The 13121-nt window shown below is 72.6% G+C and carries 14 protein-coding genes; 9 read left to right on the forward strand and 5 right to left on the reverse strand.

Annotation, left to right across the window (positions count from 1 at the left end):
• Positions 1-151 precede the first annotated feature (151 nt).
• The 5 genes from TN53_RS39085 to TN53_RS39105 form a co-directional block, all read right to left on the reverse strand.
• Positions 152-832, reverse strand: a complete 681-nt coding sequence (locus TN53_RS39085; RefSeq protein ID WP_046263614.1) for a hypothetical protein — start codon at positions 830-832, stop codon at positions 152-154.
• 151 nt (positions 833-983) lie between these two features.
• The gene (locus tag TN53_RS39090; protein ID WP_046263603.1) at positions 984-2501 is read right to left on the reverse strand and encodes a hypothetical protein; all 1518 of its coding nucleotides are present in this window, start codon (positions 2499-2501) and stop codon (positions 984-986) included.
• Entirely contained in the window at positions 2498-3358 is an 861-nt protein-coding gene (locus tag TN53_RS39095) for an ABC transporter ATP-binding protein (RefSeq protein ID WP_046263604.1), read from the reverse strand. The genes TN53_RS39090 and TN53_RS39095 overlap by 4 nt, the downstream gene beginning before the upstream one ends.
• Entirely contained in the window at positions 3355-4167 is an 813-nt protein-coding gene (locus tag TN53_RS39100) for a hypothetical protein (RefSeq protein WP_046263605.1), read from the reverse strand. The genes TN53_RS39095 and TN53_RS39100 overlap by 4 nt, the downstream gene beginning before the upstream one ends.
• 58 nt (positions 4168-4225) lie before the next feature.
• Positions 4226-4765: an RNA polymerase sigma factor gene (locus tag TN53_RS39105; protein WP_046263606.1), complete on the reverse strand. Its 540-nt coding sequence runs from the start codon at positions 4763-4765 to the stop codon at positions 4226-4228.
• A gap of 111 nt (positions 4766-4876) precedes the next feature.
• Between TN53_RS39105 and TN53_RS39110 the strand changes: the two genes are divergently transcribed.
• The 9 genes from TN53_RS39110 to TN53_RS39145 all read left to right on the forward strand — a co-directional run bounded on the left by TN53_RS39110 (position 4877) and on the right by TN53_RS39145 (position 13045).
• The gene (locus tag TN53_RS39110) at positions 4877-5293 is read left to right on the forward strand and encodes a GntR family transcriptional regulator (protein ID WP_046263607.1); all 417 of its coding nucleotides are present in this window, start codon (positions 4877-4879) and stop codon (positions 5291-5293) included.
• On the forward strand, positions 5290-6189 hold the full coding sequence (locus tag TN53_RS39115) for an ABC transporter ATP-binding protein (RefSeq protein WP_046263608.1): 900 nt from the start codon (positions 5290-5292) through the stop codon (positions 6187-6189). Before TN53_RS39110 ends, TN53_RS39115 begins: the two co-directional genes overlap by 4 nt.
• Positions 6186-7157: a hypothetical protein gene (locus TN53_RS39120; protein WP_046263609.1), complete on the forward strand. Its 972-nt coding sequence runs from the start codon at positions 6186-6188 to the stop codon at positions 7155-7157. Before TN53_RS39115 ends, TN53_RS39120 begins: the two co-directional genes overlap by 4 nt.
• Positions 7154-7732, forward strand: coding sequence for a hypothetical protein (locus TN53_RS48720; protein ID WP_234441806.1), 579 nt, complete (start codon positions 7154-7156; stop codon positions 7730-7732). The genes TN53_RS39120 and TN53_RS48720 overlap by 4 nt, the downstream gene beginning before the upstream one ends.
• Positions 7729-7989, forward strand: coding sequence for a hypothetical protein (locus TN53_RS48725; RefSeq protein ID WP_234441807.1), 261 nt, complete (start codon positions 7729-7731; stop codon positions 7987-7989). The genes TN53_RS48720 and TN53_RS48725 overlap by 4 nt, the downstream gene beginning before the upstream one ends.
• Positions 7986-8960 carry a hypothetical protein gene (locus tag TN53_RS39130; RefSeq protein ID WP_046263610.1) on the forward strand — a complete coding sequence of 325 codons (975 nt, stop codon included), beginning with the start codon at positions 7986-7988 and terminating at the stop codon, positions 8958-8960. The genes TN53_RS48725 and TN53_RS39130 overlap by 4 nt, the downstream gene beginning before the upstream one ends.
• A 165-nt stretch (positions 8961-9125) precedes the next feature.
• Positions 9126-11483, forward strand: a complete 2358-nt coding sequence (locus tag TN53_RS39135) for an RNA degradosome polyphosphate kinase (protein ID WP_095046970.1) — start codon at positions 9126-9128, stop codon at positions 11481-11483.
• Positions 11464-12597, forward strand: a complete 1134-nt coding sequence (locus tag TN53_RS39140) for a CHAD domain-containing protein (protein ID WP_046263612.1) — start codon at positions 11464-11466, stop codon at positions 12595-12597. The genes TN53_RS39135 and TN53_RS39140 overlap by 20 nt, the downstream gene beginning before the upstream one ends.
• 25 nt (positions 12598-12622) lie before the next feature.
• The gene (locus TN53_RS39145) at positions 12623-13045 is read left to right on the forward strand and encodes an NUDIX hydrolase (RefSeq protein WP_046263613.1); all 423 of its coding nucleotides are present in this window, start codon (positions 12623-12625) and stop codon (positions 13043-13045) included.
• Positions 13046-13121 lie beyond the last annotated feature (76 nt).

Consider the following 13121-nt stretch of genomic DNA (forward strand, 5'->3'; position numbering starts at 1 on the left):
CTCCTCAAACGCCGGAGGGGCTGAATTTGCCAACGCCGGTCCAGTTCAATCAGCCCGTCCGGCGTTTGAGGACGAGGCCCGTTCAGGGCCGAAGCGGGGTCTGGGGGCGCAGCCCCCAGGGATGGGACGGGTAAGGGCGGCGGGGGCGAAATCACCCGCCCGACGAACCGGCCCGCACTGTCCGCCGTCTCAACCGCTCCGGCCCGCACACCACCCACACCACCGCCGCCCCCACCAGCACCCACACCCACCGCGCATGGGACGCCGCCCACCGCTCGTCCCGCACCCCCACGAACATCGCCCACCGCCCCGGCAGCACCAGCGGCATCACCACGGCCGAGGTGAGTACCGCCGCGGCCACCGCCTGCCCCGGCTCCGCCGCCTCGTTGAACCGCACGGCGACAGCGGCCGCCGCCAGCGCGAGGACAAAGGTCCCGGCCGCCTCCAAGGTGACGTCGCCCACGGGAGGACGTATCTCACCCGGCACGAGGAGCACCGCCACCGTCCACGCCAGCGCCAGGAACGGGGCGACCACCGCCACCCGCAGCGTCTGCCGGACCGGACGCGTCGTCGGCACCGAAACGGTGGTCTCCCGGGCCGGGTCGTCCAGGAGGAACGCCAGGCCCAGCGCGAAGGCCAGCGCGGTCGCCCGCAGCAGATTCAGCGCCAGCCACTCGTCCCCGTCGATGAGCCACCGCGCCGCCCCCGCGAGCAGCAGCCCCACACTCCCGGCGGCCCCCAACGCCCGCCACGGCAAGGTCCGCAGAACGGGACCCAGCAACGCCCGCCCCACCACCACACTCCGCACCCGCGCCTCCCCGACCCCGCTCATCCCCACCCTCGCCACACCACCACCGAGTCCCTCCCCACACGACGCCACGATCGGCAGATCCGTCCCACCCCATCCGGCAAACCCGCAGATCACCAGTCCCGCCCATGGGACACATCTGCCGATCACTCCTGCGCACCCACCCGGAGGCCCGTCAGTCACATGAGTCGGGCTTCAGCTTGGTGTCCACGCCCAGCAGTTCGGCCACCCGTGCGGTCGTCACCTTCGGTGCGGTCAGTTCCGACCACTGCGACTTCACCTTCGCCTCGACCTCGCCCCGCGGCCGCTCCAGCAGCTTGCGGACCACCGTCGTCTGCCCCTCCGTCATCGACATCGGGTTCGTCGGGGACAGCACGATCGCCGAACCGGTCACGCTGTCGTCGATGCGGACGTGCCTCAGCTGGGTGATCGGGTCGGACTCCCAGGCCAGGGCGATCCACATGAGGGTGACCATGCGGCCGTCGCACAGTCCGCCCGCCGCGTCCTCGTCGCCCGCGATCAGTACGGCGGCGACGGCGGCCGAGAACTCGGGGACGCGGTTGCCGCCCCAGCCCGTGCCGACCGTCACCTGGTGGGCGGCCTTGGACGGGGCGATCGCCGCGTCGCCGTCGAGGCCGTAGGTGGCGTCTATCCGCTGGCGTACGAGAAGTCGCTGGTCGTGTGCCGTACCGCCCGCCAGGGACTGCACCTGGTCCACGACCGAGGCCCAGTCCGCCGTGCGGCCCCGCCACTCCGGGAAGGCGCAGTACCGCGACCCGGCCCGCTCCACACATGTCTGCACCTGCTCGGGATGGAACGTCACCCGCTCCCGCGCCGCCGTCGTCTCCGCCGGCACCCCCTGCGCCTGGGCGGTCCCGCCCAGGACCGTCAGGGCCAGCGCACCGACGAACAGGGCCCGTGCGGACCGCGCACGACCGCCGCCCATCAGTACCGCGAGCAGCGCCAGGCTCAGCCCGAGGCCGGCGAGATAGACGGCGTGCCAGAGGGCGGGACGGCCGATCAGGTCGGAGGGCAGGATGTTGTTGCTCGTCTCGCCCACGACCGGGTACAGCCAGCGGACCCAGCTGCCGTCGCCGCCGAGCCCCGTGCCGAGCACGAACAGGAAGAGGAAGACCACCACCAGCAGCGGAGCCGCGAAGTTGGAGGTCACCAGCCGGGCCATCAGCACGCCGACCGCTCCGAACAGCAGCACCGTCAGCGGTCCCACCATCAGCTCGCCGACCGAACCGCGGCCGAGGGCACCGGACTTGAGGGCCTCCCAGCCGAACTGTCCCGTCACGCAGACCGCGGTGAGCAGGACGGTCGGCACGACGGACAGCAGATGCGCCGCCGTACGCCGCCCCGCGCCCATCACCAGCACCCCGAAGTGGCGTTCCGTGTCCTGTCGTCCGGACCTCAGCACCGCCTGGTTCACGGCCAGCAGCACCGCCAGGCCGACGAGCAGCGGCCCGCCCTGCGTGGCACGGTCGACGTTCTGGAGGGCCGGATAGCCGTCCGCGTAGTCCTGGGCGCTCCATGCGATCCAGGCGACGTACACCAGGAAGCCGACGATCACCGGCACGCTCATCAGCAGTCGGCGCGCCTCGAACCGGGCGAGGGCGAGCACCGCGGCCCGGGAGTCCTGTGACGCGGTCCGCTCGGCGGGCGGGGCCGCCTCCATCACGGCGCTCATGCCGCCACCTCCGCGCCCGCGCCGTCGAGGGTCAGCAGGTAGCCGTCCTCCAGGGTGGGTTCGAGGAGGTCGGCACCGGCGGGCGGATCCCCCACATTGCGGAAGGAGCCCGTGCCCGTGCGCCACCCCGCCTTCGCCCCCGGGTCGCGTTCGGTACTGCTCCACACGCGTCCGGCGGCCCGCGCGGTCAGCTCGGCGGGAGTGCCGTCGAAGCGCACCCCGCCGGTCGCCATCACCACGACCCGGTGGCAGAGCATGGCCACGTCCTCCGTCTGGTGGGTGGACAGCAGGACCGTCCGCCCTTCGCCCGCCCGGGCGATCAGCTCCCGGAACCTCATGCGCTGTTCGGGATCGAGGCCGACCGTCGGCTCGTCCAGGACGAGGAGGCCCGGGTCGCCGACGAGCGCCGCGGCCAGCGCGACCCGCTGCCGCATGCCTCCGGACAGCTTCTTGATGCGCTTGGCGCGCACATCGCCCAGGTCGACCTCGTCCAGCACGCGGCGCACCTCACGGTGGCGGGCGGCGCGATCCGTCAGCTCCTTGAGGATCGCCACGTAGTCGACGAACTCGAAGGCAGTGAAGTCCGGGTGGAAGCCGGGGGTCTGGGGCAGATAGCCGAGCCGGCGCCGCACCTCCTGCCGCCCGCGTGTGGTGCCCGGGTCGTGTCCGAGCACCGTGAAGGCGCCCCGGTCGGCGGGCACGGCGGTGGCCAGCACCCGCAGCAGGGTGGTCTTCCCCGCCCCGTTGGGACCGAGCAGCCCGGTGACGCCCCGCGTCAGCCGCAGCGACACGTCGTCCAGGGCGCGGGTACCGCCGTAATGGAGGCTGAGCCCCGAGGCGGAGACGGTGGGTGTCATACGGCACTCCTGTGGGAGACGTCGAAACGGTCACGTGCGAGGTAGAGCAGTGCGACCGCGAGAGCGGCGACCGCGGCGGCGGCACCCTGGCCCGCCGCTGTGAACGGCACGAGCGGCCCGTCACCGCTCGCGTCCGCGACGACCAGCAGCGCGATCCACACCCCGCCGACGAGGGACGGCGCGAGGACCGGGCCAAGACGGGGGATCAGCGTGAGGCCGGTCGCGGTGAGGGCGAGCGCGGGCAGCAGCCAGGCCAGGGCGCGCAGGCCGTAGGCGGGGAGCGCGAGCGTCGCCAGGCCGTTGAGGCCGAGGACGGTGCTGAGCACGGCGACCGTACGGATCATCAGCAGCCGGAACCCGTGCACCGGACTGACGACCGCCATCTCGTACGTCGGGTCCAGCGCGGGCCCGTACGCCAGTGCCACACCGGCGAGCGGCAGCAGTGGGGCGAGGGCGAGGAACAGCGTCGGCGAGTCCGCCGAGTACACCGCCCCCACCGTCGTCACCAGCACGAACACCACCGCCGCCAGCCACGACCGGCGCAGCACCGGTGTCGCCGCGAGCAGCCGCGCGGTGTGGTCGGCGACGCCGAGCCGCACGAGCAGCCCCTCGAACAACCCCCGCTCGGGGGCGTCGAGTTCGGCGTCGAGGCGCTCCCAGTCCGCGTCCACGGAAGGACCGACGGAGGCGAGCACCGCCCGGCATCGCGCGCAGGAGACGAGGTGTGTGTCGGCGGACCAGAGCACCGGAGGCGTCAACTCACCCTGCGCATAGGCCCGTAGATCCTCTTCGTCCACATGCCACGTCATGCCGCCACCTCCCGCCGGGGCTCCCGGCCCCGCAGACCCTGATCGCTTACGTGCCCGCTCATGCCAGCGCCTCCCGCAGTTGCTTACGGGCCCGCATCGCCCGCGTCTTGACCGTGCCCGGCGGAATCCCGAGGACGACGGCCGCCTCGCGGGTGGTCAGCCCGTCGATGACCGTCGCCTGGAGGACCGCCCGGAGCTCGGGTGAGAGCCGGACCAGGGCGCCCGCGAGGTCTCCGTGCTCAACCCCCGCGAGCACGCGCTCCTCCGCGGACGCCTCGTCCCGGTGGCGCAGCCTGGCCAGTGCCTGCCGCAGCCTCCCCCGCGCCCCGTCGCCGCGCAGCGCGTCGACGAGCCGCCGCGAACCGACGCGCCACAGCCACCCGGCCACATCTCCGTCCTCGCGATAGCGGGCCTTCCCCCGCCAGATCGCGAGGAACGTCTCCTGCACCACGTCGTCGACGACCCCCGCGTCGGCGCACCGGCTGCGCAGTCTGGCCGTCAGCCATGGTGCGAACCGCCGGTACAGCTCCTCGAAGGCGCGCCGGTCCCCGTCCGCCGCGGCCCGCAGCAGCTCCCCGTCGCTTCTCGTCTCGCTCACATCACCCTCATCGCACGAGCCCCGCCGATCGGTTCACGGGATTGCTCTTGACTTTCCAGCCCGCCTTGCACCACCCTTTCACTACTCAATTAGTGAAAGGGTGGTGCACGGGTGGTCGAGTACCGCATCGACCGGCACTCCGGGGTCGCCACGTACGTCCAGATCGTCCAGCAGACCAAGCAGGCCCTCCGGCTGGGCCACCTGGAACCGGGCGACAAGCTCCCCACGGCGCGCGAGGTAGTGGAGGCCACCGCCATCAACCCCAACACGGTCCTGAAGGCCTACCGCGAACTGGAGCGCGAGGGACTGGTCGAGGCCCGGCGCGGCCTCGGCACCTTCGTGCGCCGCGGCCTCGGCGCCGCCACCGCCGACTCGCCCCTCCACTCCGAGCTCGACGGATGGACCCAGAGGGCCCGCGCGGCCGGCCTCGACCGGGACGACGTGGCCGCGCTCTTCACCGCCGTACTCGACAAGCATTTCCTGGGCACGAACGGCCAGGACCAGCACAGCCAGGGAGCCCCCTCATGACCGACACCGCCCTTGAGGCAGCCGCGCTGGGCAAGCGCTTCGGCCGGCTGCGGCGGTCCGCCGGATGGGCCCTGCGCGACTGCACCCTCACGCTCCCCACCGGCCGCGTCTGCGCCGTCGTCGGCCCCAACGGCGCGGGCAAGTCCACCCTGCTCGCCCTCGCCGCCGGCCTCATGGCCCCGAGCGAGGGCAGCCTCTTGGTCCTCGGCGGGCCCGCGGGCGCGGCACGCGCACGCGTGGGCTTCGTCGCCCAGGACAAGCCGCTCTATCCCCAGCTCAGCGTCGCCGAGACGCTCCGCATGGGCGCCGACCTCAACCCCGGCCACTGGGACGCGCGCGCCGCCGAGCGGATCGTGGCCGGCGGCGAGCTCGACCCCAAGGCCCGTGTCCGCGCCCTGTCCGGCGGCCAGCGCACCCGGGTCGCGCTCGCCCTCGCGCTCGGCAAGAAGCCCGAACTGCTGCTCCTGGACGAGCCGATGGCCGACCTCGACCCGCTGGCCCGGCACGAGCTGATGGGCGTCCTGATGTCTCAGGCAGCCCAGCACGGCACCACGATCGTCATGTCCTCGCACGTCGTCGCCGAGCTGGAGGACTCCTGCGACCACCTGCTGCTGATCGGCGGCGGCCGGGTCCGCCTCGCCGGGGAGATCGACGAGCTGCTGGAGACGCACACGCGCGTGTCGGCATCCGCGGACACCGTCCTCGACCCGCACACGGTCGTCGAGTCCCGCACCACGGGCCGCCAGCTCTCCGCCCTGATCCGCCCGGCCGCCCCGCTCCCCGCCGACTGGCGCACCAGCGCGCCCTCCCTGGAGGAGCTGGTCCTGTCCTACCTGCGCAACCCCGAGGCAGCCGGAAAGGCGGCCCTGTCGGGAGCCGAGGAGGTCTCCGCGTGAGCACCCTCACCGCGCCCCACCTGAGCCGGTGGCTGATACGGCTGCACCGCCCGGCCCTCCTCGTCTGGACCGTCGTCCTCCTCGGACTCGGCAGCGCGCTGCTGTGTCTGTGGGGGCCCCTGGCCGACGCCTCCGCCGAGGCCTGGCAGCAGCACTACGACTGCGCGTCGACGGGTCCCTGCCTGTACGACCAGGCCGCGATCCTGCGCTACAAGCACATCTACGACTACGCGACCATCGCGGTCCTGGCCGTCCCCTTCCTCGTCGCCGCCTGGGCGGGAGCCGCCCTCACCGGCCGTGAACTGGAGCAGCGCACCGCGCAGCTGGCGTGGACCCAGGGTCTGACCCCGACCCGCTGGCTGCTCTCGAAGCTCACCCTCCCGGCCGCCCTGGTCACCGCCGGCACCGGCCTCCTGGTGCTGCTGCACCACGGGATGTGGTGGGCGTCCGAGGGCCGGATCGGCAGCGCCAAGTCCTGGTACGACCCGCCCACCTTCTACGCCGGCGGCCCGATCACCGTCGCCCTCGCCCTGGCCGGCCTGTTCGCCGGCGCCTTCGCGGGCGTGCTCCTGCGCCGCTCGCTGGCCGCGCTGGGCGCCGCCGTCCTCGCCGTGGGCGCGCTGTGGGCCGGTGTCCACCAGGCCCTGCCCCACCTGTGGACAACGGTGACCAGCGTGTCGAGCCTGGAGAGCGACCTGCCCGTGGGCAACGGCCTGGACGTGTCGACAGGCCTGCTCACCGCCGACGGCGAGCGCCTTCCCGACCCGTTCTGCGGCAGCACGATCAACCCGCAGTGCGAGCGGCTCTACGACCGTCTCGGCGCCGTCAGCTGGTACCACGACTACCACCCGCTCTCCCACTACTGGCCCCTGCAGCTGACCGCCTCCGCGATCGTGCTCGCCGTCGCCGCCCTGCTCGCGCTGGCCGCGTTCCGCGTGACCGCCGTACGCACGAGGGCCGTCTCATGATCCGGGGCGTGCTGCGGCTGCACCGCGCGGCACTGATCGTGTGGACCGTGTTCGTGCTGGGCTCGGTGGCCTACCTGGTGTGGCTGACCGAGGTCACCGCCGACGACGTACAGGCGACCCTGGACGCCTGCCGGGACACCTCCGCGGGCTACTGCGGCTTCTGGTCCTCGCGCGACTACAGCGGCCCGATGGGCTGGACCAGCACGTTCATGTACTACGGCTTCTGGGCCGTCGCCGCCTGGTCGGCCGGCGCGCTGATCGGCCGTGAACTGGAGTCCGGCACCGCGCGGCTGGCGTGGACGCAGGACGTCTCGCCGCTGCGCTGGCTGGCCGCCAAGCTCGCGGTGCCGGCGCTGGTCCTGATCGCCGGCGGCACGCTCTTCGTCCCCGTCTTCCGCTGGGCCTGGTCGGCCCACCGCGACCTGATGGGCGACAACTGGGGCTCGCCGACGTGTTCGCCGCCCGCGGCCCGCTCGTCGTGGCCTACGGCCTGTGCGCCCTCGCGGTCGGCGCGTTCACCGCGCTCGTCGTACGCCGCTCACTGCCCGCTACGGCCCTCGCGGTCGCCGTGGTGATCGTGCTCAACCGGTACGTGGAGAAGTACCGCGAGGAGTACTGGCCCACGGTCGCCGGCGACGGACGCGAACTGCCCGCCACCGTATGGCAGATGGGCGACGGCACCTACCACCCGCAGTCCCACTTCTGGCCACTGCACCTCGTCGAGACCGGCATCGTCCTCACCGTCACGGCCCTCGCCACCGCCGCCGCGTTCCTCCTCCTCGCCCGCCGTACCGTCCCCGCCCGCACGCCCCGCCAGGAGTCGCCCGAATGACCCTCACCGCCCCGGAGACCGTCCGGGCGAGACCCGCACGCCCCGCCGCCACCGTCCGCACCGTGCTGCGCCTGCACCGCGGCGCGCTGATCGTCTGGCTGATCCTGGTGGCCGCCGCCGCGGGCAGCCTGCTGTGGGCGTACGGCCCCATCGCGACCGACGCCTGGGCCAACTGGCGGCGCCAGTGCCCCGACGACCTCGACGCCTGCATGTGGGACACCAGGATCAACGGCTACTACCGGGCCGTACGACTCCCCGAGATGGCCATCGCCTGGCTGACGCTCCCCGTCGCCGCCTGGGCAGGAGCCGCGCTCATCGGCCGCGAGTTGGAGAACGGCACCGCCAAGCTGGCCTGGACGCAGTCCGTGACCCCGGCCCGCTGGCTGGCCACCAAGCTGATCATGCCGGCCGCCGTGCTCACCGCCGGCACGACCGCGCTGGTCCTGGTGCACCGCCTGGTCTACGAGGACAACCCGTTTCCGGTGTTCCTGCACTGGATGGACGCCGAGACCTTCATCGCGAACGGCCCCGTCGCGCTCGCCCTGCCCCTGTGCGGCCTGGCCCTCGGCGCCCTCACCGGCCTGCTGCTCCGCCGCACTCTCCCCGCGCTCGCCATCGGCACCGCCGTCACCTGGGGCGTCGTCTACGTCGCCGACCTGGTGACCCCCGACCTGTGGCCGTGGAAGACCGCCACCGCGTCCCTCGACTCCGCGTGGCCGAACATGGGCGACGACGTCCTGTTCGGCGACGAGGGCATGCTGACCTCCAGCGGCGGCCGCATCACCTACCCGGACTGCGGCGACGACTTCGCGCGGTGCGCGGCCGACCACCACGCGGTCGCCTTCTACGCCGACTACCACCCCGCCTCCCACTTCTGGCCCCTCCAGCTCATCCAGACCGGCATCCTCCTCACCGTGGCGCTCGCGGCGACGGCCGCCGCCTTCCTCCTGCTGCGCCGCCGCACCGCCTGACGGCCACGCCGCCGCACTTCCGGGCCGCACGTCCTCCCACGGGGGTGGGGGACGTGCGGTCCGGGCAGCTGTCCGGGCGGGTGGATGCCCGGGATCCGCCCCCCGGTGTCCCACACGCCATGTCTCCGTAACCAATGGTTCAGACAGACTTGCGACGCTCGGCGAATGAAGCCCGCCGTGCCCGAGCCTTCGCCGCCCCCCGAGGGACCCGCGCGGAACGGAGTCGCCGCGCTCCCGCCCGCGCTCTCCGACGCGCCTGTCTCGCCCATGGCGCGGAAGAATGGGTCCATGAGCCAGCCCAACATCCAGGCAGCACAGGTCCAGCACGCGCAGCCCTCCGTGGGCTCCATAGCCGCGCACCGCCCGCACACCGTGGCCGCGGCGGTCTCCGACCTGGAACCCGACATCGACGCCGACCTCGACGCGTACGAGGAGTCGCCCTTCGATGGACCGGACCTCCCGCAGGGCCGTTTCCTCGACCGGGAGCGCAGCTGGCTCGCCTTCAACGAGCGCGTCCTGGAACTCGCTGAGGATCCGAACACGCCTCTTCTCGAACGGGCCAACTTCCTCGCGATCTTCGCCAGCAACCTGGACGAGTTCTTCATGGTCCGGGTGGCCGGTCTGAAGCGCCGTATCGCCACCGGCGTCGCCACCCGCTCCGCCTCCGGCCTCCAGCCGCGCGAGGTGCTGGAGATGATCTGGGCCCGCTCCCGCGAGCTGATGGCCCGGCACGCCGCCTGCTACCACGAGGACGTCGCCCCCGCACTCGCGGAGGAGGGCATCCACCTGGTCCGCTGGAACGAGCTCCAGGAGAAGGAGCAGGCCCGCCTCTTCACCCTGTTCCGCCACCAGATCTTCCCGGTCCTGACCCCCCTGGCGGTCGACCCGGCGCACCCCTTCCCGTACATCTCGGGTCTCTCGCTGAACCTCGCGGTCGTCGTACGCAACCCCGTCACCGGCCACCGCCACTTCGCCCGCGTCAAGGTCCCGCCGCTGCTGTCCCGCTTCCTGGAGAGCTCCCCCGGCCGCTACGTCCCCATCGAGGACGTCATCGCCGCACATCTGGAGGAGCTGTTCCCGGGCATGGAGGTGCTGGAGCACCACGCCTTCCGCCTGACCAGGAACGAGGACCTGGAGGTCGAGGAGGACGACGCCGAGAACCTGCTCCAGGCCCTGGAGAAGGAGCTCATGCGGCGCCGCTTCGGGCCGCCGGTGCGCCTGGAGGTGGAGGAGTCCATCGACCGCGAGGTCCTGGACCTGCTGGTGCGCGAGCTGAAGATCTCCGAGGCCGAGGTGTACCCGCTGCCGGGTCCCCTGGACCTCACCGGTCTCTTCCGTATCGCCTCCATCGACCGGCCCGAGCTGAAGTACAAGAAGTTCATCGCCGGCGTCCACCGCGATCTGGCCGAGGTCGAGTCGGCGTCCGCGCCCGACATCTTCGCGGCCCTGCGCGCCCGTGACGTGCTGCTGCACCACCCGTACGACAGCTTCTCGACGTCCGTGCAGGCCTTCCTCCAGCAGGCGGCCGACGACCCGGACGTCCTCGCCATCAAGCAGACCCTGTACCGGACCTCCGGCGACTCCCCGATAGTCGACGCCCTCATCGACGCCGCCGAGGCCGGCAAGCAGGTCCTCGTCCTGGTCGAGATCAAGGCCCGCTTCGACGAGCACGCCAACATCAAGTGGGCGCGCAAGCTGGAGGAGGCGGGCTGCCATGTCGTCTACGGCCTGGTCGGCCTGAAGACCCACTGCAAGCTGTCCCTGGTGGTCCGCCAGGAGGGCGAGACGCTACGGCGCTACAGCCACGTCGGCACCGGCAACTACCACCCCAAGACGGCCCGTCTCTACGAGGACCTGGGCCTGCTGACGGCGGACCCACAGGTCGGCGCGGACCTCTCGGACCTGTTCAACCGCCTCTCGGGCTACTCGCGCCGGGAGACGTACCGCCGCCTTCTGGTGGCCCCCAAGTCCCTTCGCGACGGGCTGATCTCCCGGGTCAACAAGGAGGTCCAGCACCACCGTGCCGGGCGTCCGGCCTTCATCCGCATCAAGGTCAACTCGATGGTCGACGAGGCGCTCATCGACTCGCTCTACCGCGCGTCCCAGGCCGGTGTGCCGGTCGACGTGTGGGTGCGCGGCATCTGCGCGATCCGCCCCGGCGTCACGGGCCTGTCGGAGAACATCCGGGTCCGCTCGATCCTCGGCCGCTTCCTGGAGCACTCCCGGGTCTTCGGCTTCGGCAACGGCGGTGAGCCCGAGGTGTGGATCGGCAGCGCCGACATGATGCACCGCAACCTCGACCGCCGTATCGAGGCGCTGGTCAGGGTGACGGACCCGGCCCACCGAGCGGCGCTCAACCGTCTCCTGGAGACGGGCATGTCCGACGCCACGTCCTCCTGGCATCTGGGCCCGGACGGCGAGTGGGAGCGGCACGCGACCGACGCGGAGGGCCAGCCGCTGCGCAACGTCCAGGAGATGCTCATAGACGCCCGGAGGCGCCGGCGTGGCACAGCAACACCTTGAACCGACGGAACCCGTGTCCAGTCACGTCGGGCCGGTGACGGGGGAAGCCCTCGCGGGCTACCTCCGGGCCCAGGCCACGGAGTTCCTCCGCGCCCTGCGACTGCACCGGGAGTCCGGTGCCGCCGCCGGCAACGGCGCGGCGCCCCCCGTCGACGCGGCCCGGGCCCTGCGCCGCTCGGCCCGCCGCATCAGCGGCAGCCTCCACACCTTCCGGCCGCTCCTGGAGACGGACTGGTCGGAACGGATGCGGCCCGAACTGGCGTGGGTGTCGGGCACGCTGGCGTCGGAGCACGCGTGCGAGGCGCGGCTGGAGAGGCTGCTGCTGGCGCTGCACAGGCTGTCGGGGGCGACGGTGTTTCCGGCGCAGACGGCGGGCGTGGCAGGCGGCCCCGCCGACGCGGGTACCGGTCGTGGCGCCAGGACGACTCCCGACCCGAAAAGAGCGGCCCCCGGCAGCGCCGGCCCAGCGCTCCACCCCACGGCCACCCCGGATCGCGGCAATCTCACCGTGGGCGCGGCCAAGGCAGGCGCGCTCCTGGACCGCCAGCTGACCCTGGCCAGGACCCGGGCCCACAGCACCGCCCTCCAGGCCCTCGGCTCCTCCCGCTTCCACGCGGTCGCCGACAACATCGCCGTACTCGCCAGCGAAGTCCCCTTGGTCGGCACAGCGCAGTCCACCGACCTGCGCCCCCTCGCCCTCGCCGCCAAGGACCGCCTCAAGGACGCCGTGGCCGCCCTCCCCCTGGTCACCGCGGGCCACCCCTACAACGCCGAGGCCCTCATCCACGGCCTCTCCCCGGACCCGGCCCCGCACCCCCAGGACGCCCCCTGGCACCAGGTCCGTCTGCTGCTGCGCCTGCACCGGTACGCCCGCGAGGTCCTGCGCGGCGACCTGACCGACGTACGTCTGCTCACGGCCGGCGAGGCACTCGACCGGCACCGCGACGCGTCCGAGGCCGCCGCGGCCGCCGCGCAGGCGGCCCGTACGCCCCGGATCGCGCCGGCGACCGCCTACGCCCTCGGTGTGCTCCACGCCGACCAGCGCCACGAAGTGGAAGCCGCCAGGTTCGCCTTCCAGCGTTCGTGGCAGATGGAAACCGTCAGCACCTCGTAGCCGACACGGAGGCGGTGAGCCCTCGGTGAGCTCTCCCGACAACAGCACCGTCCAGGCGGCGGGCTGCGTCCTGTGGCGCCGCTCGTCCTTCGACGGTGAGCTGGAGGTATGCCTCGTCCACAGGCCGAAATACGACGACTGGTCCCACCCCAAGGGCAAACTGAAGCGCGGCGAGGACCCCCTGACGGGCGCCCTGCGCGAGGTGGCGGAGGAAACGGGCTACCGGGCGGCGACCGGTGCCGAGCTCCCCACGATGCACTACGTGGCGAACGGGCGCCCCAAACAGGTCCGCTACTGGGCCGCCGAGGCGATAGCGGGCACCTTCGCCCCGAACACCGAGGTCGACCGCATCCTCTGGCTCTCCCCAGCAGCAGCCCGCAACCGCCTGACCCAGCCCCGGGACCGCACGCTGGTGGACTCTCTGCTGGCCTCACTGCATCTCACCTAGGGGCGCGGGGAACGGCGCGACAAGCCACAGCGGACCCGCATCCCGGCGACGGCCCCACACCCCCCACCCCCTGAGC

Origin of the sequence: Streptomyces sp. WM6386, from assembly GCF_000972385.1 — a bacterium.
GTDB lineage: Bacteria > Actinomycetota > Actinomycetes > Streptomycetales > Streptomycetaceae > Streptomyces.

Excerpts from the sequence above, each read along its gene's own strand:
- TN53_RS48720 (WP_234441806.1), top strand. The coding sequence starts at position 7,154 with ATGATCCGGGGCGTGCTGCGGCTGCACCGCGCGGCACTGATCGTGTGG.
- TN53_RS39085 (WP_046263614.1), bottom strand. The coding sequence starts at position 832 with ATGAGCGGGGTCGGGGAGGCGCGGGTGCGGAGTGTGGTGGTGGGGCGG.
- TN53_RS39095 (WP_046263604.1), bottom strand. The coding sequence starts at position 3,358 with ATGACACCCACCGTCTCCGCCTCGGGGCTCAGCCTCCATTACGGCGGT.
- TN53_RS39115 (WP_046263608.1), top strand. The coding sequence starts at position 5,290 with ATGACCGACACCGCCCTTGAGGCAGCCGCGCTGGGCAAGCGCTTCGGC.
- TN53_RS39090 (WP_046263603.1), bottom strand. The coding sequence starts at position 2,501 with ATGAGCGCCGTGATGGAGGCGGCCCCGCCCGCCGAGCGGACCGCGTCA.
- TN53_RS39130 (WP_046263610.1), top strand. The coding sequence starts at position 7,986 with ATGACCCTCACCGCCCCGGAGACCGTCCGGGCGAGACCCGCACGCCCC.
- TN53_RS39100 (WP_046263605.1), bottom strand. The coding sequence starts at position 4,167 with ATGACGTGGCATGTGGACGAAGAGGATCTACGGGCCTATGCGCAGGGT.
- TN53_RS39135 (WP_095046970.1), top strand. The coding sequence starts at position 9,126 with ATGAAGCCCGCCGTGCCCGAGCCTTCGCCGCCCCCCGAGGGACCCGCG.